Below are 25,838 nucleotides of genomic sequence, written 5' to 3'. Positions count from 1 at the left end.
CCTGCTCAGGCCATGGTCGTGTGCCACACGACGGCGGCGGCGAGCGCCCCCGCGCCGTTCAACGACCAGTGCAGCGCGATGGGCGCGATCAGACTGCCGCTGCGGCGCCGGAGCCAGGTGAACACGATGCCCGCGGCCGCAGTGGCGACCACCGCCGCGAGGATGCCGAGCACCTGCCCGAGGACGCCTCCGCCGAGAAAGCTCGACAGTCCCTTGTTTCCCGACGTCAGTCCGAGCGAGGACGCGATGTGCCAGAGACCGAACATCAGTGATCCCGCCGCGAAGACACCGCGGGCGCCGTACACGCGGTCGAGGGTGCCGTGCAGCACGCCGCGGAACGCGAGTTCCTCGGGGATGACGGTCTGCAGCGGGATGACGATCATCGACGCGATCAGGGCGCCGGAAATGGTGGCGTACCGGTCGGCCATGAAGAACGGCCGGGTGATCGGCAGGGCGGCACCGATCGCGACGACGCCGATCACAAGGCCCATCGCCGCGAGGGCGTACAGCGAACCCTTCCGCCAGTGCCGGGGCGAGAGCCCCAGTTCGGCCCAGCCGAGTCCGCGGCGCCGGGTGAGCACGAGCAGCACGACGGCGGCGATGGGAACGGTCGCGATGCTGGCCCACGCGGTGGTGAAATGCGCGATGAGGTTCGTGGCCGCGAGGACGACCACCACGATCGCGATGTCGAGGTAGGCGTGCAGTACGGGCCGCTTGGCACGTGCACCGGACTTCTCGTCGCCGACGGCTCCGGCGTCCTGGACTGCGAGGGTCATTCGGCCGGCCGATCTGGTTCCGTGTTCAAGCATCCAGTCAAGTGTACGGATTTACTTGTGAGAACTCTGTGAGCCACGCCACTGTGCAGGTGAAAGCATGCCCCCTCGTCACAGGGCCGCCGGGGGCCGCGTCTAGCCTGAAGACGAACTTCACACAACCCGCTGTCCAGGAGATAGAATGGCCGACTTCCTCTACGAGGACTTGCTGCCGATCGGTGAGGACCCCACCGAATATCGGCTGCTGACCACCGAGGGGGTGTCGACTGTCGAAGGACCCGGCGGCCGCACCTTCCTGTCCGTCGAGCCCGAGGCGCTGCGCCTGCTCACCGAGACCGCCCTCCACGACATCTCGCACTACCTGCGCAGCGATCACCTGACGCAGCTCGCGAGCATCCTCGACGATCCCGAGGCGTCGGGCAACGACAAGTTCGTGGCACTCGACCTGCTCAAGAACGCCAACATCTCCGCCGCAGGCGTCCTGCCGATGTGCCAGGACACCGGCACGGCGATCGTGATGGGCAAGCGCGGCCAGCACGTCCTCACCCCCGGTGACGACGAGCAGGCCGTCGCGCGCGGCGTCTACGACGCCTACACCCGGCTCAACCTGCGGTACTCGCAGAACGCGCCGATCACGATGTGGGACGAGAAGAACACCGGCAGCAACCTCCCCGCCCAGATCGAGCTCTACGCCGACACGGCGACCGGTCACGAGAACACGTACAAGTTCCTGTACATGGCCAAGGGCGGCGGCAGCGCCAACAAGTCCTACCTGTTCCAGGAGACCAAGGCGATCCTCAACCCGGACGGCATGATGCGGTTCCTCGAGGAGAAGATCCGCGCCCTCGGCACCGCGGCCTGCCCGCCGTACCACCTCGCGATCGTCGTCGGCGGCACGTCCGCGGAGTTCGCGCTGAAGACGGCCAAGTACGCGTCCGCACACTACCTCGACGAACTTCCCAACGAGGGCGCGATCACCGGTCGCGGCTTCCGCGATCTGGAACTCGAGGAGAAGGTGCTCGAGCTGACCCGTCAGATCGGTATCGGCGCACAGTTCGGCGGCAAGTACTTCTGCCACGACGTCCGCGTCATCCGCCTCCCCCGCCACGGTGCTTCGCTGCCCGTCGCCCTCGCCGTGTCCTGCTCCGCGGACCGCCAGGCCAAGGCGAAGATCACCCCCGAAGGTGTCTTCCTCGAGCAGCTGGAGTTCAACCCGGGCCGGTTCCTCCCCGAGGTCACCGACGCCCAGCTCGACGCCGAGACCGACGGCATCTCCGGCACCGGCAAGGGCGCCGCCGTCAAGATCGACCTCACCAAGCCGATGCCCGAGATCCTCGCTGAGCTGTCCAAGCACCCGGTGAAGACCCGGCTGTCGCTGACCGGCCCGCTCGTCGTCGCACGCGACATCGCCCACGCCAAGATCAAGGAACGGCTCGACGCCGGTGAGGAGATGCCGCAGTACCTCAAGGACCACCCGGTGTACTACGCCGGTCCGGCCAAGACCCCCGACGGCATGGCGTCCGGTTCGTTCGGCCCCACCACCGCCGGTCGGATGGACTCGTACGTCGAGCAGTTCCAGGCCGCGGGCGGCTCCATGGTGATGCTCGCGAAGGGCAACCGGTCCAAGCAGGTCACCGACGCGTGCAAGTCCTACGGCGGCTTCTACCTGGGGTCCATCGGCGGTCCCGCGGCACGTCTCGCCCTCGACTGCATCAAGAAGGTCGAGATCGTCGAGTACGAAGAGCTCGGCATGGAAGCGGTCTGGAAGATCGAGGTCGAGGACTTCCCCGCCTTCATCGTCGTCGACGACAAGGGCGAGGACTTCTTCGCCGGCGTCTCCACCCCCACCCTCACCATCGGTAAGCGCCCCGGCCTGTAGGCGGCTCCGCCGCCCGTGCGTGGTTAACGAGTCCAGAGACTCGTTAACCACGCACGGGTGCTAGGCGCCTACGGCGATCTCGATCACCGGATTCTTCGCCGGGTCGAGTCGGCCGAGGAGGGTTGTCAGCGTGTCGCGGTCGGTGGCGACGCATCCTTCGGTTGTGGTGCCGTCTGTGACGTGCAGGAACATCGCCGAGCCGAGTCCGGGGATGCGGGTGGCGTTGTAGCCGATCGCGAGCGCATAGTCGTAGAGCGGTCCGGCCGAGTAGAGGTTCTCGCTGTTACCGCCGGGGCTCGCGTCCTGCCGGACGTGCGTGTTGTACGTCGGCGAGAGCGGATTCGAATCCCACCAGTCATGCCGATCCGACTGGAAGTACGGCATCGCCGTCTGCGGTGCGGGCTGCCGGCCGAACGCCTGCGTCAGTGGGAAGACACCGGCCGGGGTGCGGGTGGAGAATTCGTTCGCCGCACCGATTCCTTCCGCGCCGACGTCGGCGGGCACGGGACCTGCGAACACCTGCCACGTGCCGTCCGAACCCCGTTCCCAGGCGGTCAGTTCGGCGCTCACCGACCCCGCCGACGGGGCGTAGACGGTGATCACCGGGTCCGAGACTCCGGAGAAGACCGCCCGATCCGGGGCCGCGGAGGCGCCGGGTGCGAACACCAGCCCGATCAGAATCACCATCAGCCCCGGCAACCACAGTCGACCCACGCGCAACGTCAGCATGGGGCGAGTGTTCCATTGCCGGGCGCCGGTCGCGAGATTTTCGCTTCGCGCTGCCTCTACACGCGGCAGAGGATCTCGCTGTGCAGGAGCGCGAACCAGCCGTCGCCCTCGCACACCCACGCACGCCAGCCGTCCGCGATGCGATCGAGGTCCGCCTCGGTGGCGAGCCCGAGCGCGAGCGCGCGGTCCGCGAAGGCGGATCGCAGCGAACGGTCCGCCCACGACCCTCCCCACCACTCGCGATCCTCGTCGGTGGAGAAACACCATGTGCTCGCCGTGTTCGCGACGTCGCCGAGTCCGGCCTCGTGCGCCCACGCCCGCAGGCGGCGGCCGGCGTCGGGTTCACCGCCGTTCGCCCGGGCGACGGCCTTGTAGAGCGTCAGCCAGTCGTCGAGTTCGGGTGTCGGCGGATACCACGTGAAGGTGCCGTAGTCCGCGTCGCGGGCGGCAACGATTCCGCCGGGTCGGCACACCCGCTTCATCTCGCGAAGCGCCTGCACCGGATCGCCGACGTGCTGCAGGACCTGATGCGCGTGCACGACGTCGAAGCTGTCGTCGGGGAAGTCGAGCGCGTGGACGTCCGATACGGCGGTCTCGACGTTCGCGATTCCGCGCCTGGTGAACTCATTCCGGGCGAGCGAGAGCGCCTCGTCGTTCATCTCGACAGCGGTGACGGTCCCGGGCGCGACGAGTCGCGCGAGGTCGGCAGTGATCGTGCCCGGCCCGCACCCGACGTCGAGCAGCGTCATCCCTGCACGCAGGTGCGGAAGCAGGTAGCCGGCGGAGTTCTCGGCGGTGCGCCATCGATGGTTTCGCAGCACCGATTCGTCGTGGCCGTGGGTGTAGACCGTCTCGTCGCCGTCCATGTCTCGACGCTAGCAACTCCGATCAGATAATAGGATTGCTATCCCACTTCTCAGGATTTTGTGATCCACGGTTCTCGAAGACCGTGAGTGTTACGTTGTTGCACACCAACACGGCAACCGAGGGACCGCCAATGACTTTCAGCCTCGCGCTCACCCCCGCGCAGAAGGACCTCGTCGAGCGGACGCACGCTTTCGCGGAGAACGTGATCCGGCCGGTGGCCGCCGAGCACGACCGCGCGCAGGAGTTCCCGTGGGACGTTCTCGAGAAGGCCGCGGAAGAGGGCTTCTACAGTCCGCTGTTCTACCGCGACCTCATCGGCGACCCGACCGGCCTGTCCCTCCCCCTGTTCATGGAGGAGCTGTTCTGGGGTTGCGCCGGAATCGGGCTCGCCGTGGTCATGCCCGCGCTGGCGCTGTCGTCGATCGGACAGGCCGCGACGCCGGAGCAGATGCTGCGCTGGGCACCCGAGTGCTTCGGCGAGCCCGGCAACCTGAAACTCGCCGCACTGTGCATCTCCGAACCAGAGGGCGGCAGCGACGTGCGCAATCTGCGGACCACCGCGACGCGCGACGGCGACGACTGGGTGATCGAAGGTCACAAGATGTGGATCGGCAACGGCGGCATCGCCGACGTGCACGTCGTGAACGCCACCGTCGATCCGGAGCTGGGGCACCGCGGGCAGGCGCTGTTCGTGGTCCCCGGCGGAAGTCCGGGTATCGAACTCGTCCGCAAGCTCGACAAGCTGGGCTGCCGTGCGTCGCACACGGCGGAGCTGAAGTTCCATCAAGTGCGGGTGCCCGCCGACCACCTGCTCGGCGGCGACGACAAGCTGCAGCACCGCATGCGGAAGGCCCGTGAGGTGCAGGAGGAGGTGGCGACCGGCGCGCCGCGGCGGAAATCGGCCACCCTCGGCACGTTCGAGCAGACTCGTCCGATGGTCGCGGCTCAGGCGCTGGGCATCGCCCGCGCCGCGCTCGAATACGCCACCGAGTACGCGAACCGCCGGGAGGCATTCGGCGGTCCGATCATCGACAACCAGGGCATAGCCTTCCCGCTGGCCGACCTCGCGACCCAGATCGACGCCGCACGACTGTTGACGTGGCGGGCGTCGTGGATGGCGGCGACGGGCGTGGAGTTCCGCCACGGCGAGGGCTCGATGGCGAAGCTCGCGGCGTCGGAGGTCGCCGTGAAGACCACCGAGCGTGCACTGCAGACGATGGGCGGGTGGGGCTACATCAGCGACCATCCCGTCGAGAAGTGGTACCGGGACGCCAAGCTGTACACCATCTTCGAGGGCACGAGCGAGATTCAGCGGATGGTGATCGGGCGCGCACTCGGCGCCGCGGACGGTGCCCCGCCGCTGCACTTCGATCAGCCGACCGAGGGATCCGCGTTCAACCGCCGGTTCGGCCGGGGCACGTCGGTGCGCACGAAGGCCGGCGAGTTCGCGATGTCGATGAAGGACCGGATGCCCGAGTCCGCGCAGCGCCTGGCGATGAAGATCCTCGCCCCACCGAAGAAGTGAGCGGGCGCGGGATCAGGTCCAGAGCGCGGCCACCAGCACGGTGACGATGCCGAGCCCACCGACCACGTGTACGAGGTTCGGCCGCTCCTGCCCTCGCTTCTGCGCGCCCCGGACGATCTCGGCGAGTGCGACAATCACCAGCGAGAGCAGAAGCTTCACGCCGATCTTGACGTGGTTGTAGTCCTTGTCCAGTGCGGCCTCCCCCAGCCCGACCAGGATCAGTCCCGTCACGAACTGGAGCCGCGCACCCCACACGATCACCTCGGAGATCCGCGGCGCCGCGAGGACCGCGAAATAGCCGCCGACCAGGGCGGCCATGCCGAGCAGGTGGCAGACGAAGACGAGGTTGTAGACGACGGTCATCTCCGCAGCCTAGCGACCTGCCCGGTCAGCCCGAGACGATTCCGGCCTCGATCGCCGCCTCCCGGTACGACGCGGCGAGGGTGGCGACGGTTTCGTGGGCATTGAGACCGCTGGGATTGGGCACCAGCCACAACTCCGCGCCCTCGAGGGTGCGCGGCTGTTTGCCCTTCTTCGCTGCACGCTCCCCGAATGCCGTGCGGTAAGCGGTGATTCCGGCGACAGCGACCACCCGGGGAGCGGTGTCGCGGACGATGACGCGCAGGCGCTCGGCACCGACGGCCAGTTCCTCACCGGTCAGCTCGTCGGCCTTGGCCGTGGCACGCGGGGCCAGGTTGGTGATGCCGACGCCCCGCTCGATCAGGTGATCGCGATCCGCGTCCGACATGCCTGCCGTCGGATTGACGGGTCGCTCGATGATCCCGGCACCCAGCAGAGCCGGATAGAAGCGGTTGCCCGGACGTGCGAAATGCGCCCCGGTCGCGGCCGTCCACAGTCCCGGGTTGATGCCGACGAACAGCAGGCGGCAGCCCGGTCCGATGAGGTCCGGAACCTCGGCGTCCCGGAACGACTCCAACTCGGCGCGCGTGAAGCTCACAGCCGGCCCGCCGCCGTCAGCCCGGCGACCGTGTCGGCGAGGGTCTCCGCCGAGTCGCGGTACTTCACCTCGAGTTCGGTTTCGCTCGGCCGGTCGTCCGTGTCCGGCATCCGCGTGTAGTACTCCATCGCGGCCTCCGAGATCGGGGTGTCGAAGGGGACGAACCGGCCGATCGCGTCCACCAGCCTGCCCACCAGGCGCAACGCGGAGTCCGGCACCGGATACACGCCCATCCGTCTGCCGGTGATCGTGGCCAGCATGTCGGCGATCCCGGCGATCGGGATCCGGGGACCTCCGAGCATGAACCGGCGGGCGCCGCTCCCCGACTGGAGGAGGGCGGCGTGCGCCGTGGCCACCTCACGCACGTCGACCATCGTCCATGCGGCGCTTCGCCCGGGCAGACCCCGCAGGTGGACGGCGGCCTCGACTGCCTGGGCGGCCTCGCCGAACTGGTTCCCGGCGGGCGGGCCGACGATCATGCCCGGGTAGGTGATCGCGATGGGTGCGCCGTCGGCCTGCAGGTCGCGCGCGTACTGCTCCACGCGTGCCTTGCTGCGGCCGTAGGCGTCGGGAGGCCCGCACACCGGGAGGTCGGGGGTGAGCAGACTTGCCCCCGGCTGGAACAGTGCGGCGATGCTCGAGACGTAGACGATCGGGTCGAGGCCGAGTTCGACCGCGGTTCCCAGCACGTTCTGCGCGCCGGCGAGGTTGGTCGCCAGCATTTCCTCCGCGCGCCGCGGGTCGACCGCGACGACGGCCGCGGCGTGGACGACGGCGTCGCAGCCGTCCAGGGCTCGCCGCACGGACGCGGCGTCCGTGATGTCACCGACCACGTGATCGGACGTGTCGAGTCCGAGCGCCGCCGCGCTGGTCACGAGGCGAGCAGGATCGCGCACGAGGAAGCGCACCCGGTGACCGGCGTCCACCGCCGCCTTCGCGCTCCATGCCCCGACGAATCCTGTTCCCCCCGTGACCAATACGAGCACTGGGAATTACACCGTCCTGGCGAGACGGTTGGCGAGCATCGTGGTGAACCGGGCGGGATCGTCGAGTTCGCCGCCCTCGGCCAGCAACGCCATCCCGTAGAGGAGTTCCGCGGTCTCCCCCAGCGCGGGATCCTCGTTGCGTTCGCCGTGCGCTTCCCGCAGCCCGGTGACGAGGGGGTGGGTGGGGTTCAGCTCGAGGATGCGCTTGGTGGTGGGAACGGGCTGCCCGGACGCCCGGTACATCCGCTCCAGTGCCGGGGACATGCTGAACGCGTCGCCGACGATGCAGGCCGGTGACGTCGTCAGGCGTGTCGACAGCCGCACCTCCTTGACCTGCTCGGTCAGCGCGTCGGCCATCCAGGAGAGCAGGCCGGCGAAGTCCTTCTCCTGCTCCTCCCGCTCCGACTCGTGCGCCTTCTTGTCTTCCTCGGTGTCGAGATCGACCTCGCCCTTGGCGATCGACTGGAACGACTTACCGTCGAATTCCGGGACGGCGCCGACCCACATCTCGTCCACGGGGTCGGTGAGCAGCAGCACCTCGAAGCCCTTCGCGCGGAAGGCCTCCATGTGCGGGGAGCTCTCGAGCAGCTGCCGGGATTCGCCGGTGGCGTAGAAGATCTGCTCCTGACCGTCCTTCATCCGCGACACGTAGTCCTCGAGCGAGGTCAACTCCTCCTCGCTGTGGGTCGACGCGAACGATGAGATACCCAGCAGCACATCCCGATTGTCGGTGTCCGACATCAGGCCTTCCTTGACCGCGCGGCCGAATTCCGCCCAGAACGTGCGGTAGTCGTCGGGCCGCTCGGCTTGCAGGTCCTTGATCGTGGTGAGGACCTTCTTGGTGAGCCTGCGGCGGATGGCGCGGATCTGCCGGTCCTGCTGCAGGATTTCACGAGAGACGTTGAGGGAGAGGTCCTGGGCGTCGACCACACCCTTGACGAAGCGGAGGTATTCCGGCATCAGCTGGTCGCAGTCGTCCATGATGAAGACGCGCTTGACGTACAGTTGCACCCCGGTCTTTCCGTCCCGCATGAACAGGTCGAACGGCGCGTGGGACGGGATGAACAGCAGGGCCTGGAACTCGAATGTGCCCTCGGCCTTCATCGGGATGACCTCGAGCGGGTCGTCCCAGGCGTGGGCGATGTGCTTGTAGAACTCCTTGTACTCGTCCTCGGAGACGTCGTCCTTCGAGCGCGCCCACAGTGCCTTCATCGAGTTGATCGTCTCGGACGTGGTGGTGACCTCGTCCTCGCCGTCGCCCTCGGCGGGGACCGTGCGTTCGACGTCCATCCGGATCGGCCACGCGATGAAGTCGGAGTAACGCTTGACGAGTTCCTTGATCTTCCGTTCCGACGTGTAGTCGTGCAGGTGATCCTCGGTGTCCTCGGGCTTGAGGTGCAGGGTGACGGAGCTGCCCTGCGGGGCGTCGTCGACAGCCTCGATCGTGTACGTTGCCTCGCCGCTCGACTCCCAGCGCGTGGCCTCGCTCTCGCCGGCCTTCCGCGTCAGCAGAGTCACCTTGTCGGCGACCATGAACGTCGAATAGAAGCCGATGCCGAACTGTCCGATCAGTTCCTCGGAGGCGGCGGCGTCCTTCGCTTCCCGCAACTTGCGGCGCAGGTCCGCGGTGCCGGACTTGGCCAGCGTGCCGATGAGATCGACGACCTCGTCGTGGGACATGCCGATGCCGTTGTCGCGGACCGTGAGCGTGCGTTTCTCCGCGTCCACCTCGATCTCGATGTGCAGATCCGACGTGTCGACGTCGAGATCCTTGTTGCGGAACGCCTCGAGCCGCAACTTGTCCAGCGCGTCCGAGGCGTTGGAGATGAGCTCCCGCAGGAACGAGTCCTTGTTGGAGTACACCGAGTGGATCATGAGGTCCAGGAGCTGGCGGGTCTCCGCCTGGAACTCCAGTTGTTCGATTTTCGTGCTCACTTCGATTCCCTTCGACAGCAGAACCCTCGACACCAGATTCGTCGGAATGATATCTCGCGACGAAATTCCGGATTTCATCGCGGCGAGCTACCGCCGGTGGCCCGTCAGCCGGCGGCGTCCTCCTTCAGGGTGTGCGCGACCAGCGCGTTGGCGTGGCCGTGACCGAGGCCGTGCTCGGACTTCAGCCAGCTCACCAACTCCATGTGCTTGGTCAGCTCGGACGAGCGGATGAGCGTCTGCCACTCACTGATCGGCCGGCCGTACTTCTCCTCGATCGACGGGAAATATGACGCGGGGCCCTTCACTGATTCAGCCATGCGCGCGACACTACTGGCACCCGCCGACACATCCTGTCCGACAGGCATCTTCAGACAGCGCCACTCAGACGGGAAGCGCCCACTCGGCGAGCCGGCGCGACACCTCCCGGTAGCCACGCTTCCCGCTCGAAACGGCGATGACCGATTTCGGCGCAGAAGCCGCCTCGCAGTTGGCCCGGGATCCGTAGTCTGACCGTATGTACCGGTCACGCGCGAAGAGAATTCCGGCAGGGTGACAAAGTGGCGGAGCTGATTCTCGGACCGCTGCTGAGACATGTCGGCACGGGCGATGCGACGGTGTGGGTCGAGACGTCGGAGGCGTGTACCGTCCGGGTCCTCGGCCACGAGGAACGCACCTGGAAAGTCTCGGGTCACCACTACGCGCTCGTCGTCGTGGACGATCTGGAACCCGGGTCGACCACTCCGTACGACGTGACCCTCGACGGCCGTCCGGTGTGGCCGTTGCCGAATGCCGTCCCGTCGGTGATCCGCACGCTCCGCGAGGACGACGACGCCCTCGTCCTGACGTTCGGATCGTGCCGGTTCGCCACGATGTCCACGACGGAGGACAACCGGCACCTCGGCGCCGACGCCCTCGACGCGTACGCGGTGCGGATGGCCGGACAGTCCCCGGACCGGTGGCCGGACGCCCTGCTGCTACTCGGGGATCAGGTGTATGCCGATGAACTGTCCCCCGAGACCGAGGCGCGGGTCGCCGAGATCCACGACGTGAAGGAGCCACCCGGCCCGCAGGTGCGCAACTTCGAGGAATACACCTGGCTGTACGCCGAGTCGTGGACGGACCCTCAGGTGCGCTGGCTGATGTCCACGGTGCCCACGTCGATGATCTTCGACGACCACGACGTGCGGGACGACTGGAACACCTCCGAGTCGTGGCGCGACGACGTCGAGGCGACGTCGTGGTGGGAGGAGCGCATCGTCGGTGCGTTGTCGTCGTACTGGGTCTATCAGCACCTGGGGAACCTGTCGCCGAGTCTCCTCGCCGAAAACGATCTGTACCAACGTGTTCGGAAGCACGGCGGCGACGTCGAACCGATGCTCCGGGAGTTCGCGTCCGCCGCCGACGAGGAGGCGGACGGCGCGAAGGGCACGCAGTGGTCGTATCGCCGCGACCTCGGGGTCGCGAGGCTGCTCGTCATCGACTCGCGGTGCGGGCGCATCCTCTGCGGCGGCCGCCGCGAGATGGTGTCCGACCCCGAGTTCTCCTGGATCGAGCGTCAGACCGAGGGCGACTACGACCATCTGCTCGTCGGGACGTCGCTGCCGTGGTTGCTGCCCCGCGCCCTCCACGACCTGGAGTCCTGGGACGAACGCCTCGCCGCCGGATCCCGCGGCCCGCGGGTGGCGGCGTGGGCCGAGAAGATCCGGCGCGGGGCGGACCTGGAGCACTGGGCGGCGTTTCGTGACTCGTTCGACCGGCTCGCCCGGCTCCTCGCCGACGTCGGCAAGGGCCACCGGGCCGGGCCGCGTGGCCGCGCTCCGTCCACCATCTCGGTGCTGTCCGGCGACGTCCACCACGCCTACGCCGCGCAGGCGCACTTCCCCGAGCCGCTGCAGTCACTGGTGTATCAGCTGACGTGCTCTCCCCTGCACAACTACGTACCGGCCGCGATGAAGGTGACGTTCCGGATCTCGTGGCGGCGCGCCACCGAACGGACCGTGCGTTTCATCCTGGGCCGGGTGTCGCGGGTGCCGCCCGTTCCCCTCGACTGGTCCAAGGTCGCCGGACCGTTCTTCGGCGATCAGGTGGCCACCCTCCATCTGAAGGGACGGTCGGCCCGCCTCGTGATGGAACAGGCGCGCAACGACAAAGACGGCACACCCCGGTTCAAGACCATGACCGATCTCGAACTGGCGACGGGAAAGGACTACTGACGCTGCTCGGCCGCCGCCTTCAGCTGCGCGAGCCCCTTCTCGAAGTCCTTGCCCACCATCTTGTCCATCGGGAAGACGACTCCCACGATCCTGAAGAAGAGGTTGTTCTTGCCGGTCATCTGCCAGCGGACGGTGGTGCCCGCACCGTTCGGTTCGAGGAGGAACGTCGTGACGTTCTCCGCCTTGAACGGTTTGAGGAAGTTCAGGTCGAGCACGACCTTCGAGCCGGGCACCGACTCGGTGATCACCATCTGTCCCGAACCCGCCTTGCGGTTGCCCTCCCACGCGTAGGACGCGCCCACTCCCGAATCGGGGCCGGAGTACGTGCGCTTCAGGTCGGGATCGACGTCCTCCCACGGCGACCACGCCTGCCACTTCCGGAAGTCGTCGAGGAGTGGCTGAACGACGTCGGGGCTCGCATCGATGACGGTGGAACGTTCGACGAGGAACTCGGCCGAAGCCATGCGGTCTCCATTCGGTGTCGGGTGTGGCGGACCTAGGTCGCGGCCACCTCTTCACGTGGAAGATAACGCCTCGCCGCCGGTCGCGCGCGCGGTATCGTCGGGAGCGACCCGTACGACATGGTGGGGGTATCAGTGACGACCGAGACGGATCTGATCCGCAATATCGCTCTGGTGGGACATCAGGGCAACGGGAAGACGACGCTCGCGGAGGCGATGCTCTTCCGCGCCGGTGTCGTCACGCGGCCCGGACGTGTCGAGAGCGGCAACACGGTGCTCGACACCCAGCCCGAGGAACACGACCGCACCCAGTCGCTGACACTCGGCCTGGCCTCGTTCTCCTGGAACGACTACCGGATCAATCTTCTCGACCCGCCGGGCTACGCCGATTTCGCCGGCGACGCGATGACGGCGCTCCGGGTCGCCGATGTCGCCGTGTTCGTGATCGACGGGGTCAGCGGTCTGCAGGTGAACGACGAACTGCTGTGGCAGGCGGCCACCGAACGAGCTATCCCGCGCATCCTGTTCGTGAACAAGATGGACAAGGAGCGGGCGTCGTTCGACGCCGTCCTATCCGGGATCCGCGACCACTTCGGATCCGGAGTCGAACCGGTCGACCTGCCCGTCGGCGAGGCGTCCGGGTTCACCGGCGTCGCCGACCTCCTCACCGAGCACGTCATCCTCTACGACAGCGGGTCCGCGAACACGAGCGACGAACTGCCCGCCGACATCGCCGACCGCGAACACGAACAGCACGAGCACCTCGTGGAGGACGTCGTCGAGATCGAGGACGACCTGCTCTCGAAGTACCTCGACGGCGAGGACATCTCCGTTCCCGAACTCGAGCACGCGCTCCGCGCGGGTTTCGCCGCGGGCTCGCTGTGGCCGGTGCTGTGCGGGTCGGCCGTCGATGCGATCGCCGTCGACCGGTTGCTCGACTTCGTGTGCCGGATCGCGCCGGCACCGTCGGAGGTGCCGGGCATCGAGGTCCGCGGCGACGGGGACCGGGTCTCCGAGGTGCGGTGCGATCCGTCCGGCGACCCGCTCGCCTACGTCTTCAAGACGCAGACCGACGAATATGTCGGGCAGGTGGCGTTGCTGAAGATCCTCTCCGGCAGCGTGCACGCGGACGATGTCCTCGTCAACCAGCGCACCGGAGCGAAGGAGCGCCTGCACAACCTCCTTCGCGTCCTCGGCAGCAAACACACCCCGATCGACAGCGCGGAGGCCGGCGACATCGTCGGCGCCATCAAACTCACCGACGTCTCGACGGGCGACACCCTCGCGCCGATCGGCTCACCGCTCACCGTGCCCCCGATCGTGCACCGCCGTCCCGTCTACGGACTCGCGGTGGCCGCCGAGAGCGCGGGCGACGAGGACAAACTCGCGACCGCCCTGGCCGAACTCGTCGGCGACGACCCCACGCTGGAGGTCACGCGCGACAGCGAGACCCACCAGACGGTGATGCGGGGCGCCGGCGACGTGCACGTGCAGGTGGCGCTGACCCGGTTGAAGCGGCGGTACGGCATCACCCTCCTGACCGAACCGGTCAGGATCGCGTACCGCGAGACACTGCTCGGCACCGTGGAGACGGAGGGCCGGCACAAGAAGCAGAGCGGCGGTCACGGCCAGTTCGGTGTGGCGACGGTCCGCTTCGAGCCGCTCCCCCGCGACGAGGGCTACGAATTCGTCGACGAGACCCGCGGCGGAGTGATACCCAAGTCGCTCATTCCCGCGGTCGGCAAGGGGATCGCCGAATCGATGGGACGCGGAGGCAGGCACGGGTTTCCGCTCGTCGACCTGCGCGCCACCGTCCTCGACGGCAAGCATCACTCGGTCGACTCCGACGATTTCAGCTTCCGGATGGCGGGGGCGCTCGCCCTCCGTGCGGCCATCGAGAAGGTGGGAACTCTCGTCCTCGAACCCGTCGACCACGTCGAGGTCACCGTTCCCTCGACGCTGCAGGGTGACGTGATGGCGGATCTCGGACGGCGACGCGGCCAGATCGAGGGCACCGAACCGGCAGGGGACGGCGAGGTCACCGTCATCGCCTCGGTGCCGACGAGCGAGGTCACGGACTATCCGGTCGCCCTGCGCTCGATGACGCACGGGCGTGGCCGTCTGGCACTGAGTTTCAAGTGCTACCAGGAGCGGCCCGAACCGCGCTGACAGTGCCCTTCCAGCGTGCACGCAGCGTTCTCCCAGCTTCTTGCGGTGTAGTGGTGTCTCACTCACAGAGGGAAGGGCATCGATCATGCGTTCACAATTGGTTCGCGGCATCGGTGGAGCGGCGATGGCAGTAGGTCTCGCATGTTCCGTCGTCGCGTGTAGCTCGGGCGAGTCTTCGTCCGGCACTTCGTCGACCGGCACCGTCAGCAGCGCCGTGCAGGGTGGCACCGCTCCTGCGGCGATGAGCGACGAACTCCAGGCCTGCCTCGAGGACAACGGCGTGCCCGCACCGCCCGACAGGGCCGGCGGCGGGGCACCGGGCGGTATGGCGCCGCCCAGCGGCGAAATGGCATCGCCGGAGGGCGGCGACGGTTCGGCCCCACCCCAGGGCGGCGCGCCGGACGAGTCGGCCGCACCTCCCGGGATCGACAGTTCGACGTGGGCGGCGGCGCAGGAGGCCTGTTCCTCGCTGGCGACGGGCACCACCGGGTCGTGAGCGGTCGTTAGTTCTCGCGACCGGTCCGCAGCCGCGCGGCGAGTTCCGCGCGGCTGCGGACACCGGCCTTCGCGTACACCGATTTCAGGTGGTCCTGGACGGTGTTCGCGGTGATGCCGCGACGTCGTGCGATCTCGGACGTCGCGTAGCCGGCCAGCACGTCCGCGCACACGTCACGTTCGCGTGCAGTTACCGCATACGCTGCGAGTAACAACCCGGTGAGCTCACCGTCGGCGGCGGGTTCGAGGGTGACCACCGTCTGCGGTTCGCCGCCGCCGATCAAGGCCGTGGCGCGCACCAGAATCCAGCCGCCCTCCGCGTCGCGCACACGCGCCTTGAAGATCCCCGAACCGCTCGACCGCGCCCCGAACGTCGCGGCCCGCAACACCACGGTCAACCTGCCCGGGGCGACCTCGTCGAAGCGGTCCTGCCAGCCGCGGGCAGCGGCCGTGAGCGCAATCGGATCGCCGGCGGCGTCGGTGACCACCACCGCCGGACCGTGGTCGCCGCGACCGGAGATTGCCGGGGCGTGCACTGACGCGGCCCGCGTCGCGACCGCCAGGCCGGGAGCCACGAGTGTGAGGAACTCGAGCTCACGGTCGGTGAAATCCGGCCCGGACCGCACGAATCCGGCCGCACCCCAGCACACCCCGTCGACGCTGAACACGATCCGGACCTCGCTGCGGAGCCCCAGCGGCGCCCACACCGCGCCGTGGCGGAGGCTGTGCGCGACCGCGTCCACGGGTAGGTCCGATGCCCGCACGACGGTCCGGCCGCTGCGGGCGAGTTCGGCGAACGTGCCCGGATCGTCGCCCCTGTACTCGGATTCGGCAAGCAGCGGTTCGTACTGCTGCGGTATCCGGCTGCGCCCGCTGGTCATCGAACTGATCGCGAGGGTCTCCGGGTCGAGCATCGCCCAGCACGTCAGGTCGGTGCGCACCGTCTCACCGACCAGTTCGATGGCGCGCTCGTGCAGCTGCGTGACGCCGGCTCCCGCTCCCGCGAACGCGAGCACCTCCCGCCGCAGCTTCTCCGCCCGAACCTCCAGCATGACCACAGTATGCGCTGGTCACAGGCACACCACCATCCCACATTCCTGGGATGGGCAGCACGTTGTGAGCGCCATAGCGTCGCTGTATGTCCACCCACGTTCACGTAATCAGAGCAGGCGACGGCAGGCGGTTCACCGCGCCGGACGCCGACATCACGGTCGTGGTCGGCGGCGATCACACCGGCGGAACGTACGAAGTCTTCCTCGTCGAAGCGTCCCGGACCGCACCGGACGGTCCACTGCACGCCGAGCCGTGGTCGAAGTCCTACCACGTGCTGTGCGGCCGGATACTCGTCCAGGCCGGGGACACCGGGTACGAACTCGCGGCGGGGGAAACGGTCGCCATCGAGGCGGGAACGATGAATACGTTCACGGTCCTCTCCGAGTCTGCCGACTTCCTCCTCGTCGCCGCCGGGGCGTCCCACGGCCGCTTCTTCGGTGATCTCGACGTGGTCGCCCGTGGCGGGCATGCGCCGGAGGTAGTGGCCCGACTGCTGCACGAGGTCACCGACCGCTATGGCGTCGAACTCGCGACCGGGGCGGGTGCGTCATGACCGTCGTCGCGCAGATCGCCACCCTGGTCGCCGCCGGCGTGCATCTGCTGGCATTCGTGTGGGAATCGCTCCTGTTCCGCAGACCGTCGGTGCACGAGAGCATCTTCCGTATCCCGGGCAGCGACGTGCCCGCCGCCCATCTGTGGGCGTTCAACGTAGGCTTCTACAATCTGTTCCTCGCCTCCGGCGCCATCGCCGGCGTCATCCTGTGGTGGGCCGGTCAGGACACGCCTGGTCGCACACTCGTCGTCTACACCTGCCTCTTCATGTTCCTCGCGGGCATCGCACTGGCCGCGTCGGATCGCCTGGCACTCAGCCGGCAGCGCGGCGACGGCGTCGTCGGCGCACTGTCACAGAGCGCGCCGCCGCTGGTGGCTCTGATCTCGCTGGCCATCGGGTAACAGCCCTTCGCAGTCGATTGCCAGAAACTTCTCAGGGTCGACCGATCGAATCCTTATCGTCCGTCGGCATGATGGACGCCATGCCCCAGGTGACCGTTCTCGCCATCGGTGGTACCGGAGAGTCCCACCCCGATGACCACCGGCGCCACGTCTCCGGACTGTTGTGTGACGTCACCGACGCCCTCGACGACCGATTCGAGTCTCGGTGGGTCGGCTATCCGGCGTCGTACGGGCCGGTCGCCGCGGGCGGGCTCAGCTATCGGCAGAGCACCGAGGTCGGCGTCCGCCGGTTGATCGACGCCATCGACGACGTTCCCGGACCTGTCATGCTGATCGGGTACTCGCAGGGATGCACCGTGATCCGTGAGGTGCTCGGACAGATCGCCACCGGCACCCTGCGCTTCGGCAACCTCGCCGCCGTGGGTCTCGTCTCCGATCCCGAGCAACCGGCGGGAGTGGTCCCGGGATGCTTCGGGCGCGGTGTCGCGGGTGTCGGCGCGCCGATCCCCGAGTCGATACCGGTGCAGTGGATCGCGCACCCGGACGACATGATCTGCAATGCCAGCGAAGACAGCTATGTCCGCGACATCGCCGACCTCACCCGGTGGATGTCATTCCGCGCAGTTCGGACGTGGCTCACGCAGACGTGGGAACTGATCCGCAGCAACAGCTTCCAGAATGCGGGAAAGACACGATTCAGCCCTCGGCAGTGGCGTACCGACGCCCGTCGCCTGCGGACCGCGATGATCGAGGTACTCGGCTACCTCCCGCCGCGCCTCGCCTGGCGCGGGGTCCGCGTCGTCAACGCGCGGGGCGGGCGGCACATCGCGTACGCCAGCGAACCACTCGACGCGAGCGGGCTCACCGGATGTCAGATCCTCGCCCAGTGGCTGCAGGTGCGGGCGACGTTCGAACCGCCTCTGCGCGTCGCGGCGTGACGGTCAGGCCTCGCTGCGTGACCGCAGCGGGGTGAGCATCCGGCGGGGTTCACGCAGGGCCACGGCGACGGCGTCGCTGCGAGGGTGAACGGCCTCCCCCGGCCCGGGGGCGACCACGAGGTCTTCCGGTCCCGGGATCGTGCCGCAGTCGGGGCACCGCCCGAAACGGTCGAGTTGGGTCCCGCACTCGGCGTGCGAGAACACCCGGCCGGGATAACTGCCGGGCGACACGTACTGCTCACCCCATTGGGAGAGCGCATAGATGCTCGGCCACAGCGCCTTTCCTGCCTCGGTGAGTTCGTACTCGGGATGGCCACCGTCGGCGACGCGGGCGAGGACACCGGCGTCGACGAGAGCGCCCAGCCGATCCGTCAGGACCGCGCGGGAGATGTCGAGATGGGCGAGCAGATCGCTGAAGCGGCGGACGCCGTAGAAGCAGTCGCGCAGCACGAGCATCGTCCACCGCTCACCCACCACCTCGAGCGCGCGAGCGAGGTTGCAGTTCTGCTGCGAGTACCCGGTTCCCAATGCCACTCCCCCATGCTAGCGCAACTCGGTCTTGCCACCAGACCAAAATAGTTCTAAGTTCAGTCTTGTGAACAGACCATCTGCGGTTGCCCCACCCGCCCGTGCCCACGCACCCCGCCCGGGAATCACGCTGTCCGTCGCGTCGCTCGGCACGTTCGTCGCCCTGGTCGCGTTCTGCGCCCCGCTCGGCAACATGCCCACCGTCGCCGCGGCGCTGTCGGCCGGCCCCGCGGCGCAGACGTGGATTCTCAGTTCGATGAGTGTGGGCCTCGCCGCGGTCCTGCTGACGGCGGGCGCGCTCGCCGACGACTACGGCCGGCGCCGGGTGTTCCATTGGGGTGCCTGGCTTCTCGCACTGGGCGCGGTGGTCGGCGCGGTCAGTCAGGAACCCGTCCTGTTCATCGTCGGCCGTCTGATCCAGGGGGTGGCGGGCGCAGCGCTCATCGCGGCCAGCCTCGGCGCCGTCGCCCACGCCTTCGCCACCCCGGCGGCACGCGCGACGGCGAGCGGAATCTGGGGCGCGAGCGTTGGCGCGGGCATCGCGGTCGGACCCGTGCTCGCGGGACTCCTCGACCTCGCCGGATGGTGGCGCGGCCTGTACTGGGCACTCGCCGTCGCGTCGCTCGCGATCGGACAGGTCGCGACGCGCGCGCTGGCCGAGTCACGGTCCGCAGTCCCGAAGCGGATCGACGTCCCCGGAGCATTCACGCTCTGTGCGGCGATGGTGCTGATCCTCGTCGCACTCGTCGAGGGCAGGCAGGGCAACACTCCCGCCACCGTCCTCTGCGGTATCGGCGCCGCCGTGTTCACCCTCGCGTTCGTCGGCGTCGAGCGGCGGCGCCCGTTCCCGATGCTCGACCTCGCCTTGTTCCGACGACGCGACTTCCTCGCCGCCACCCTCGCGGCCCTCGCCACCGGGGCGGGCATCATCGGCCTGATGTCGTTCGCCTGCACGTTCCTCGTCAAGACGATGCACGTCAGCACGCTCGCCGCAGCCGGGGTGATCGCGCTGTGGTCCGGCACGAGCGTCGTGGCGTCACTGCTGGCGCGGAAACTCCCGGCGCGGCTCGCCGGGACCCCGCAACTCGTCATCGGACTCGCCGGCGTCGGCGTCGCCATGCTCACGATGACGGGCCTGTCCCCCGACTCGTCCCCGCTGCGACTCGTCCCGGGACTACTTCTCGCCGGCATCGCCAGCGGCCTGCTCAACGCCGGCCTCGGCCGCCAAGCCGTCGCCAGCGTCCCCGCCGACCAGGGCGGACTCGGCAGCGGCGCCAACAACACCGCCCGCTACCTCGGCTCCTCCATCGGCGTCACCGTCGTCAGCATCATCGCCCTCGACCCCGCAGGCACCATCGACGGCATGGTGACGGGCTGGAACCACGCCGCCGTCACCACCGGGCTGATCTCCCTCGTCGGCGCAGGAGTCGTCGCAGTTCTCGTGCGGGGAGATTCGATCAGACGTTGAAGCGGAACTCCACCACGTCGCCGTCGGCCATGGTGTAGTCCTTGCCCTCCATGCGGACCTTGCCTGCGGCCTTGGCGGCGGCCATGGATCCGGCGGCGACGAGGTCGTCGAAGGAAACGATCTCGGCCTTGATGAAGCCGCGTTCGAAGTCGGTGTGGATGACGCCGGCGGCCTGCGGGGCGGTGTCGCCCTTGTGGATGGTCCAGGCGCGGGATTCCTTGGGACCTGCGGTGAGGTAGGTCTGCAGGCCGAGGGTGTGGAAGCCGGTCCGGGCGAGGGCGTGCAGGCCGGGCTCGGACTGGCCGATGGAGTCGAGCATCTCCTGCCGGTCCTCTTCGTCCAGCTCGAGCAGTTCCTGCTCGACCTTGGCGTCGAGGAACACGGCGTCGGCGGGGGCGACGGAGGCGCGCAGTTCGGCGACCTTCGCTTCGTCGGTGAGCACGGCCTCGTCGGCGTTGAACACGTACAGGAACGGCTTGGTGGTGAGCAGGCTCAGTTCGCGCAGCAGCGCGAAGTCCAGCTTGTCCTTCGCACTGAACAGGGTCTTGCCCGAGTCGAGGACTTCCTGCGCCTTCAGCGCCTCCTCGTGGAGGGGCTTGAGCTCCTTGTTCTTCTTCGCTTCCTTCTCCAGCCGCGGCAGGGCCTTCTCCAGCGTCTGCATGTCGGCGATGACGAGCTCGGTCTCGATCACCTCGATGTCGGACGCCGGGTCGACGCGGCCGTCGACGTGCACGACGTCGTCGTCGTGGAACACGCGAACGACCTGGCAGATCGCGTCGGCCTCGCGGATGTTGGCGAGGAACTTGTTGCCGAGGCCGGCGCCCTCGGAGGCGCCCTTGACGATGCCGGCGATGTCGACGAACGACACCGTGGCGGGCAGGATGCGCTCGGAACCGAAGATCCGGGCGAGCTCGGACAGCCGCGGGTCGGGCAGTTCGACCAGGCCGACGTTGGGTTCGATGGTCGCGAACGGGTAGTTCGCGGCCAGCACGTCGTTGTTGGTCAGCGCGTTGAACAAGGTGGACTTGCCGACGTTGGGCAGTCCGACGATTCCGAGGGTAAGGCTCACGGTCGTTGGATTCTACGGCGTCGGCGCCGGATCAACGACCATCGCCCTCACCAGCTGTTGGTATTGCTGTTCGCGACGAGGGCGATGATCAGGATGGCGTACCCGATGACGAAGACGACGATCAGCGCCACCCAGATCCACAGGGCGATCTTGCCGAGCGACTTGGCGCGGTCGGACGCGTACTGCGCGCCCTGGTAGTCGCCCATCGCCCACTTCGGGTAGACGTCGTGGACGTGGTTGAACGCGGCGAACGCGAGCGGCCAGAAGAAGAGGACGGCGGCCACCGCCCACCCGGCGTTCGACGGCGGCAGCGGCGGCGGGCCGTACTGTCCCGGGTAGGGCTGCGACTGTGGCTGTTGCTGCTGCGTCGGGTACTGGTAGCCGTAGGCGCCCGTGTCGCCCGGCTTCGGCGGCACCGGGTTGCTCGGCGATTCCGGATTGTTCGGTGACTCCGACATGACATCCCCCTGTCGTGGCAGCTGACCTGATGCCTCCACTATCCCATCCTCCCCCCACGTGAGTGGGAAAGTGCGCCGGAGTACGCGTCGGCACTCACGTGAGGTTCTAGTCTCAGCACGTGACCCGATGGTTGATCGTCCTCGCGATATGGATCCTCGGCCTGGGCACTCTCGCCCTGACGTTCGCTGTGGCCACGGGATGGTGGTTCGCCGCCCTCATCCTTCTCGCGACGGCCGGCCTGGGCACGTGGGACCTGCTGCAACGGCGGCACAGCATTCTGCGGAACTACCCGGTGCTGGGGCATGCGCGGTTCCTGCTCGAGAAGATCCGCCCCGAGATCCAGCAGTACTTCATCGAATCATCCACGGATGGAACGCCCTTCGACCGCGACACCCGCGACCTCGTCTACGAGCGCGCCAAGGGCACGCTCGCCGAGGAGCCGTTCGGCACCGAACGGGACGTCCACGCCGTCGGCTACGAGTTCATGGTCCATTCACTGCGCGCCCGGATGGCCCCGCCGGAACCGCCGACCGTGCGCCTCGGCGGCCCCGACTGCGAACAGCCCTACGACATCGCGCTTCTCAACGTGTCCGCGATGAGCTTCGGCTCGCTCTCCGCCAACGCCATCGAAGCCCTCAACGCCGGGGCCGCGCGCGGCGGGTTCGCGCACGACACCGGCGAGGGCGCCATCAGCCCCTACCACCGCAAGCACGGCGGCGACCTGATCTGGGAGATCGCGTCCGGTTACTTCGGCTGCCGGACGGAGGACGGCCGGTTCGACCCCGCCAAGTTCGCCGAACACGCGGCACTCGACCAGGTGAAGGCGATTTCGATCAAACTGTCGCAGGGCGCGAAACCCGGGCTCGGCGGGGTGCTGCCCGGTGCGAAGGTGTCGCGGGAGATCGCCGAGACGCGCGGCGTGCCGGTCGGGAAGACGGTGATCTCCCCGCCCGCGCACACCGAGTTCTCCACCCCGAACGGGCTCATCGACTTCATCGTCACCCTGCGGAAGCTGTCCGGCGGCAAACCCGTCGGGTTCAAGTTGTGCGTCGGATCGCGCATCGAATTCCTCGCCATCTGCAAGGCGATGCTCGAACGCGACGTCACCCCGGACTTCGTCATCGTCGACGGCTCCGAGGGTGGAACCGGTGCGGGTCCAGTGGAATTCGAGGACAACATGGGCATGCCCCTCACCGAGGGGCTGATGCTGGTGCACAACGCGCTCACCGGCACCGGCCTGCGGAACCGCGTCAAGATCGGCGCGTCCGGGAAGGTCGCCAGCGCATCCGACATCGTCAAACGGATCATCCAGGGCGCCGACTTCACCCTGGCCGCCCGCGCGATGATGTTCGCCGTCGGGTGCATCCAGGCGCAGATGTGCCACACCAACCGCTGCCCTGTCGGGGTGACCACCCAGGACCCGGCGCGAACCCGCGCACTCGACGTCCCCGACAAGGCGGCCAGGGTGTTCCGGTTCCAGAAGTCGACGGTGGCAGGCGCCCAGCAGATGGTGGCGTCGATGGGCCTCGACAGCTTCGACCAACTGACACCGGCGATGCTCAACCGCCGGATCGACGGCGTCACCACCCGCACCTACGCGGAACTGTACGAGTGGCTGATGCCCGGCGAACTACTCGACGACCCCCCGTCGGATTGGCTCACCGACTGGATCGATGCCGACTCGTCTCGCTTCTGACGTCGTTTTTTCGTCGAACGGAACGTCGGAGCAATAGGGTGACGGGGGCCACAAAAGATGTGGCTCTTGTCGACGGCGTCGCCCCTGGCACACAATGACGACGGGGACGCCGGGAAGGAGTTCGCGATGGCCCTGAGAGCCGCCCCCGAATCCGAGGTCGAGTACCTGAAAACGGATCCGGATCTGCCGCCCGTCGGCGTCGTGGACCGCACCCCGATCTCACCGGCGGCGCGGATCACGTTCGCCGTCCTCGGCCTTCTAGGCGGCATCGCCTGGGTGATGATCGCGTTCGTCCGCGGCGAGAACATCAACGCCGTCTGGTTCGTGGTGGCCGCCGTCTGCACCTACCTGATCGCCTACCGCTTCTACGCGCGGCTGATCGAGCGCAAACTCGTCCAGCCCCGTGACGATCGGGCCACCCCCGCCGAGATCCTCGAAAACGGCAAGGACTACATGCCGACGGATCGGCGGGTGCTGTTCGGGCACCACTTCGCCGCCATCGCCGGCGCAGGCCCCCTCGTCGGCCCCGTCCTCGCCGCCCAGATGGGCTACCTTCCGGGCACGCTGTGGATCATCATCGGCGTCGTGTTCGCCGGCGCCGTCCAGGACTTCCTCGTCCTGTGGATCTCGACGAAACGCCGCGGCCGCAGCCTCGGCCAGATGGCCCGCGACGAACTCGGCGTCGTCGGCGGCATCGCCGCCATGATCGGCGTCTTCGTCATCATGATCATCCTCATCGCGGTGCTCGCCCTCGTCGTCGTCAACGCGCTCGCGGAAAGCCCGTGGGGTGTCTTCTCGATCGCCATGACCATCCCGATCGCCCTCTTCATGGGCGTCTACCTGCGGTACCTGCGCCCGGGCAAGGTCGCGGAGGTGTCGCTGATCGGCGTCGTGCTGCTGCTCCTCGCCATCGTGTCCGGCGGCTGGGTGGCCGACACCGGCTGGGGCGCCGACTGGTTCACGCTGTCGAAGGTGACCATCGCCTGGCTGATGATCGCCTACGGTTTCGCCGCTTCCGTCCTGCCCGTGTGGCTGCTGCTGGCCCCGCGCGACTATCTGTCGACGTTCATGAAGATCGGCACGATCCTCCTGCTGGCCATCGGCATTCTGATCGCGCAGCCCACCATCAAGATGCCCGACGTCACGACGTTCGCCATCCAGGGCAACGGCCCCGCCTTCGCGGGCTCACTGTTCCCCTTCCTGTTCATCACGATCGCGTGCGGCGCGCTGTCCGGCTTCCACGCCCTCATCTCTTCCGGCACGACGCCCAAACTGCTGGCGAAGGAAAAGCAGATGCGGCTGATCGGATACGGGGGCATGCTCACCGAGTCGTTCGTCGCGATCATGGCGCTCGTCACCGCGTGCATCATCGACCAGCACCTGTACTTCGCGCTCAATGCGCCGGCGACCCTCACCGGCGGAACCCCCGAGACGGCCGCGACGTATGTGAACAGCCTCGGCCTGTCCAGCCCGAACATCTCCGCGGACACCCTCGCGCAGGCCGCGGCGGGCGTCGACGAGGAGTCGATCATCTCGCGCACCGGCGGTGCCCCGACGCTCGCGTTCGGCATGTCGGAAGTGCTCAGCCAGTTCCTCGGCGGCGCAGCCCTCAAGTCGTTCTGGTACCACTTCGCGATCATGTTCGAGGCGCTGTTCATCCTCACCACCGTCGACGCCGGCACCCGAGTCGCCCGGTTCATGCTGTCGGACTCGCTCGGCAACTTCGGCGGAGCCGCCCGCAAGTTCAAGGATCCGTCGTGGCGCATCGGAGCCTGGGTGTGCTCGCTCGCCGTCGTCGGACTGTGGGGCGCCATCCTCCTGATGGGGGTCACCGACCCGCTCGGCGGAATCAACACCCTGTTCCCGCTGTTCGGCATCGCGAACCAGTTGCTCGCCGCGATAGCCCTGATGGTGGTCCTTGCCATCGTCATGAAGAAGGGCCTCTTCAAGTGGGCCTGGATTCCCGGTGTTCCCCTCGTCTGGGATCTGATCGTCACCATGACCGCGTCCTGGCAGAAGATCTTCTCCGGCAGCACCTCTGTCGGCTACTGGTCCCAGCACGCCGCGTTCAAGGAGGCGAAGGAAGCAGGCAAGACCAGTTTCGGATCCGCCAAGACCTCCGAGGCCATCGACGCCGTCATCCGCAACACGTTCATCCAGGGCACCCTGTCGATCGTGTTCGCCGGCCTCGTCCTCGTCGTCATGGCGGCCGGAGCGGTCGTGTGCGTCAAGGCGTTCCGGGCCGGCGGACTGCCGACCACCGAAGCACCCGAGGAGCCGTCGAAGATCTTCGCACCGGCCGGGTTCGTCCCCACCGCCGCCGAGAAGGACCTCGACAAGGAATGGAACGAACTCATTGCCTCGGGCGCGGTCCGCGCACCCGGCGCGGCACACACCCACACGGACAGGGCACATCATCATGATGAATAAGGTCGTCGGGGCCGTCCGGACCGCCTGGTGGTGGACGGGGGCGCTGATGGGCGACCACGACTACAGCAGGTACGTCGAGCACCTTCGCCGCCACCACCCGGACGCCGAGGTGCCGAGCGAGCGCGATTACTGGAAAGCGCGCTACGCGGACGCCGACGCCAACCCCGGCGCCCGCTGCTGCTGACCACACCGTGCCGTCCCGGCGTTCCCCAGTACTGTCAGTACTGATCGGCTGAGCAGACACGGCAGGGAG

The 25,838-nt window shown here is 68.0% G+C and carries 25 protein-coding genes; 12 read left to right on the top strand and 13 right to left on the bottom strand.

The features are described 5' to 3' along the window. Positions 1-5: 5 nt before the first annotated feature. Entirely contained in the window at positions 6-776 is a 771-nt protein-coding gene (locus tag I1A62_RS39795; protein WP_219457743.1) for a CPBP family intramembrane glutamic endopeptidase, read from the bottom strand. A 178-nt stretch (positions 777-954) separates the two neighbouring features. Here I1A62_RS39795 and I1A62_RS39790 point away from each other — a divergent pair, with 178 nt between their 5' ends. After that, positions 955-2,652, top strand: coding sequence for a fumarate hydratase (locus I1A62_RS39790; RefSeq protein ID WP_219457742.1), 1,698 nt, complete (start codon positions 955-957; stop codon positions 2,650-2,652). A 60-nt stretch (positions 2,653-2,712) separates the two neighbouring features. Here I1A62_RS39790 and I1A62_RS39785 read toward each other — a convergent pair whose 3' ends face one another. Both I1A62_RS39785 and I1A62_RS39780 read right to left on the bottom strand, forming a co-directional pair. Then, positions 2,713-3,381 carry a L,D-transpeptidase gene (locus I1A62_RS39785; RefSeq protein ID WP_219457741.1) on the bottom strand — a complete coding sequence of 223 codons (669 nt, stop codon included), beginning with the start codon at positions 3,379-3,381 and terminating at the stop codon, positions 2,713-2,715. Between the two features lie 56 nt (positions 3,382-3,437). Beyond that, entirely contained in the window at positions 3,438-4,247 is an 810-nt protein-coding gene (locus tag I1A62_RS39780; protein WP_219457740.1) for a class I SAM-dependent methyltransferase, read from the bottom strand. A gap of 131 nt (positions 4,248-4,378) precedes the next feature. Between I1A62_RS39780 and I1A62_RS39775 the strand changes: the two genes are divergently transcribed. Further along, on the top strand, positions 4,379-5,773 hold the full coding sequence (locus tag I1A62_RS39775; protein ID WP_219457739.1) for an acyl-CoA dehydrogenase family protein: 1,395 nt from the start codon (positions 4,379-4,381) through the stop codon (positions 5,771-5,773). A gap of 12 nt (positions 5,774-5,785) precedes the next feature. On the opposite strand, the gene I1A62_RS39770 is transcribed toward I1A62_RS39775, so the two are convergent. The 5 genes from I1A62_RS39770 to I1A62_RS39750 form a co-directional block, all read right to left on the bottom strand. Then, positions 5,786-6,136 (bottom strand): hypothetical protein, encoded by a 351-nt coding sequence (locus I1A62_RS39770; RefSeq protein WP_219457738.1) that lies wholly within the window; start codon positions 6,134-6,136, stop codon positions 5,786-5,788. A 25-nt stretch (positions 6,137-6,161) separates the two neighbouring features. After that, a complete protein-coding gene (locus tag I1A62_RS39765) occupies positions 6,162-6,731 on the bottom strand; it encodes a mismatch-specific DNA-glycosylase (protein WP_124389457.1) in 570 nt (189 codons plus the stop codon). Next, positions 6,728-7,717 carry an SDR family NAD(P)-dependent oxidoreductase gene (locus tag I1A62_RS39760; RefSeq protein WP_219457737.1) on the bottom strand — a complete coding sequence of 330 codons (990 nt, stop codon included), beginning with the start codon at positions 7,715-7,717 and terminating at the stop codon, positions 6,728-6,730. Before I1A62_RS39760 ends, I1A62_RS39765 begins: the two co-directional genes overlap by 4 nt. A gap of 6 nt (positions 7,718-7,723) precedes the next feature. Next, positions 7,724-9,652, bottom strand: coding sequence for a molecular chaperone HtpG (htpG, locus tag I1A62_RS39755; protein WP_219457736.1), 1,929 nt, complete (start codon positions 9,650-9,652; stop codon positions 7,724-7,726). A gap of 104 nt (positions 9,653-9,756) precedes the next feature. Further along, complete coding sequence (locus I1A62_RS39750; RefSeq protein ID WP_206005681.1) at positions 9,757-9,969, bottom strand: DUF4287 domain-containing protein; 213 nt, start codon at positions 9,967-9,969, stop codon at positions 9,757-9,759. 240 nt (positions 9,970-10,209) lie between these two features. On the opposite strand from I1A62_RS39750, the gene I1A62_RS39745 reads away from it, so the two are divergent. After that, complete coding sequence (locus tag I1A62_RS39745) at positions 10,210-11,865, top strand: alkaline phosphatase D family protein (protein WP_219457735.1); 1,656 nt, start codon at positions 10,210-10,212, stop codon at positions 11,863-11,865. On the opposite strand, the gene I1A62_RS39740 is transcribed toward I1A62_RS39745, so the two are convergent. Further along, entirely contained in the window at positions 11,859-12,329 is a 471-nt protein-coding gene (locus tag I1A62_RS39740) for an SRPBCC family protein (RefSeq protein ID WP_124389451.1), read from the bottom strand. The two genes, I1A62_RS39745 and I1A62_RS39740, sit on opposite strands and share 7 nt — an antisense overlap. Positions 12,330-12,461: 132 nt before the next feature. Between I1A62_RS39740 and fusA the strand changes: the two genes are divergently transcribed. Together fusA and I1A62_RS39730 are read left to right on the top strand one after the other, a co-directional pair. Beyond that, positions 12,462-14,495, top strand: coding sequence for an elongation factor G (gene fusA / locus I1A62_RS39735; RefSeq protein ID WP_219457734.1), 2,034 nt, complete (start codon positions 12,462-12,464; stop codon positions 14,493-14,495). 124 nt (positions 14,496-14,619) lie between these two features. Then, complete coding sequence (locus tag I1A62_RS39730) at positions 14,620-14,991, top strand: hypothetical protein (protein ID WP_124389449.1); 372 nt, start codon at positions 14,620-14,622, stop codon at positions 14,989-14,991. 7 nt (positions 14,992-14,998) lie between these two features. Here I1A62_RS39730 and I1A62_RS39725 read toward each other — a convergent pair whose 3' ends face one another. Next, positions 14,999-16,042, bottom strand: a complete 1,044-nt coding sequence (locus I1A62_RS39725; RefSeq protein ID WP_219457732.1) for a helix-turn-helix transcriptional regulator — start codon at positions 16,040-16,042, stop codon at positions 14,999-15,001. A gap of 86 nt (positions 16,043-16,128) precedes the next feature. Here I1A62_RS39725 and I1A62_RS39720 point away from each other — a divergent pair, with 86 nt between their 5' ends. The 3 genes from I1A62_RS39720 (at position 16,129) to I1A62_RS39710 (ending at position 17,935) form a co-directional block, all read left to right on the top strand. Next, a complete protein-coding gene (locus I1A62_RS39720; RefSeq protein WP_124389447.1) occupies positions 16,129-16,596 on the top strand; it encodes a hypothetical protein in 468 nt (155 codons plus the stop codon). Beyond that, positions 16,593-16,997: a DUF1304 domain-containing protein gene (locus I1A62_RS39715; RefSeq protein WP_219457730.1), complete on the top strand. Its 405-nt coding sequence runs from the start codon at positions 16,593-16,595 to the stop codon at positions 16,995-16,997. The genes I1A62_RS39720 and I1A62_RS39715 overlap by 4 nt, the downstream gene beginning before the upstream one ends. Positions 16,998-17,065: 68 nt before the next feature. Next, positions 17,066-17,935 carry a PE-PPE domain-containing protein gene (locus tag I1A62_RS39710; RefSeq protein ID WP_219457729.1) on the top strand — a complete coding sequence of 290 codons (870 nt, stop codon included), beginning with the start codon at positions 17,066-17,068 and terminating at the stop codon, positions 17,933-17,935. 3 nt (positions 17,936-17,938) lie between these two features. Here the strand turns inward: I1A62_RS39710 and I1A62_RS39705 are convergent, their stop codons facing one another. Further along, positions 17,939-18,469: a helix-turn-helix domain-containing protein gene (locus tag I1A62_RS39705; RefSeq protein ID WP_124389444.1), complete on the bottom strand. Its 531-nt coding sequence runs from the start codon at positions 18,467-18,469 to the stop codon at positions 17,939-17,941. A gap of 61 nt (positions 18,470-18,530) precedes the next feature. On the opposite strand from I1A62_RS39705, the gene I1A62_RS39700 reads away from it, so the two are divergent. Then, the gene (locus tag I1A62_RS39700; RefSeq protein WP_219457727.1) at positions 18,531-19,931 is read left to right on the top strand and encodes an MFS transporter; all 1,401 of its coding nucleotides are present in this window, start codon (positions 18,531-18,533) and stop codon (positions 19,929-19,931) included. Here I1A62_RS39700 and ychF read toward each other — a convergent pair. Continuing rightward, positions 19,921-21,000 (bottom strand): redox-regulated ATPase YchF, encoded by a 1,080-nt coding sequence (gene ychF, locus I1A62_RS39695; protein ID WP_206005691.1) that lies wholly within the window; start codon positions 20,998-21,000, stop codon positions 19,921-19,923. The two genes, I1A62_RS39700 and ychF, sit on opposite strands and share 11 nt — an antisense overlap. Positions 21,001-21,047: 47 nt before the next feature. Beyond that, the gene (locus tag I1A62_RS39690) at positions 21,048-21,458 is read right to left on the bottom strand and encodes a CD225/dispanin family protein (protein WP_219457726.1); all 411 of its coding nucleotides are present in this window, start codon (positions 21,456-21,458) and stop codon (positions 21,048-21,050) included. Positions 21,459-21,577: 119 nt separating this feature from the next. Here I1A62_RS39690 and I1A62_RS39685 point away from each other — a divergent pair, with 119 nt between their 5' ends. The 3 genes from I1A62_RS39685 to I1A62_RS39675 all read left to right on the top strand — a co-directional run bounded on the left by I1A62_RS39685 (position 21,578) and on the right by I1A62_RS39675 (position 25,769). Further along, positions 21,578-23,155, top strand: a complete 1,578-nt coding sequence (locus I1A62_RS39685; protein WP_219457725.1) for an FMN-binding glutamate synthase family protein — start codon at positions 21,578-21,580, stop codon at positions 23,153-23,155. A 126-nt stretch (positions 23,156-23,281) separates the two neighbouring features. Then, positions 23,282-25,585 (top strand): carbon starvation CstA family protein, encoded by a 2,304-nt coding sequence (locus I1A62_RS39680; protein ID WP_219457724.1) that lies wholly within the window; start codon positions 23,282-23,284, stop codon positions 25,583-25,585. Continuing rightward, positions 25,578-25,769, top strand: a complete 192-nt coding sequence (locus I1A62_RS39675) for a YbdD/YjiX family protein (protein WP_124389513.1) — start codon at positions 25,578-25,580, stop codon at positions 25,767-25,769. The genes I1A62_RS39680 and I1A62_RS39675 overlap by 8 nt, the downstream gene beginning before the upstream one ends. Positions 25,770-25,838 lie beyond the last annotated feature (69 nt).

Source organism: Rhodococcus sp. USK10, from assembly GCF_019378875.1.
Taxonomy (GTDB): Bacteria; Actinomycetota; Actinomycetes; order Mycobacteriales; family Mycobacteriaceae; genus Rhodococcus_F; species Rhodococcus_F pseudokoreensis.
Note: the sequence above shows the minus strand (reverse complement) of the source record. Positions and strands in the feature narration are given on the sequence as shown.

Excerpts from the sequence above, each read along its gene's own strand:
- I1A62_RS39770 (WP_219457738.1), bottom strand. The coding sequence starts at position 6,136 with ATGACCGTCGTCTACAACCTCGTCTTCGTCTGCCACCTGCTCGGCATG.
- I1A62_RS39675 (WP_124389513.1), top strand. The coding sequence starts at position 25,578 with ATGAATAAGGTCGTCGGGGCCGTCCGGACCGCCTGGTGGTGGACGGGG.
- I1A62_RS39785 (WP_219457741.1), bottom strand. The coding sequence starts at position 3,381 with ATGCTGACGTTGCGCGTGGGTCGACTGTGGTTGCCGGGGCTGATGGTG.
- I1A62_RS39725 (WP_219457732.1), bottom strand. The coding sequence starts at position 16,042 with ATGCTGGAGGTTCGGGCGGAGAAGCTGCGGCGGGAGGTGCTCGCGTTC.
- I1A62_RS39780 (WP_219457740.1), bottom strand. The coding sequence starts at position 4,247 with ATGGACGGCGACGAGACGGTCTACACCCACGGCCACGACGAATCGGTG.
- I1A62_RS39730 (WP_124389449.1), top strand. The coding sequence starts at position 14,620 with ATGGCAGTAGGTCTCGCATGTTCCGTCGTCGCGTGTAGCTCGGGCGAG.
- I1A62_RS39740 (WP_124389451.1), bottom strand. The coding sequence starts at position 12,329 with ATGGCTTCGGCCGAGTTCCTCGTCGAACGTTCCACCGTCATCGATGCG.
- I1A62_RS39715 (WP_219457730.1), top strand. The coding sequence starts at position 16,593 with ATGACCGTCGTCGCGCAGATCGCCACCCTGGTCGCCGCCGGCGTGCAT.
- I1A62_RS39710 (WP_219457729.1), top strand. The coding sequence starts at position 17,066 with ATGATGGACGCCATGCCCCAGGTGACCGTTCTCGCCATCGGTGGTACC.
- I1A62_RS39795 (WP_219457743.1), bottom strand. The coding sequence starts at position 776 with ATGACCCTCGCAGTCCAGGACGCCGGAGCCGTCGGCGACGAGAAGTCC.
- I1A62_RS39690 (WP_219457726.1), bottom strand. The coding sequence starts at position 21,458 with ATGTCGGAGTCACCGAACAATCCGGAATCGCCGAGCAACCCGGTGCCG.
- I1A62_RS39775 (WP_219457739.1), top strand. The coding sequence starts at position 4,379 with ATGACTTTCAGCCTCGCGCTCACCCCCGCGCAGAAGGACCTCGTCGAG.
- I1A62_RS39720 (WP_124389447.1), top strand. The coding sequence starts at position 16,129 with ATGTCCACCCACGTTCACGTAATCAGAGCAGGCGACGGCAGGCGGTTC.
- I1A62_RS39750 (WP_206005681.1), bottom strand. The coding sequence starts at position 9,969 with ATGGCTGAATCAGTGAAGGGCCCCGCGTCATATTTCCCGTCGATCGAG.
- I1A62_RS39680 (WP_219457724.1), top strand. The coding sequence starts at position 23,282 with ATGGCCCTGAGAGCCGCCCCCGAATCCGAGGTCGAGTACCTGAAAACG.
- I1A62_RS39790 (WP_219457742.1), top strand. The coding sequence starts at position 955 with ATGGCCGACTTCCTCTACGAGGACTTGCTGCCGATCGGTGAGGACCCC.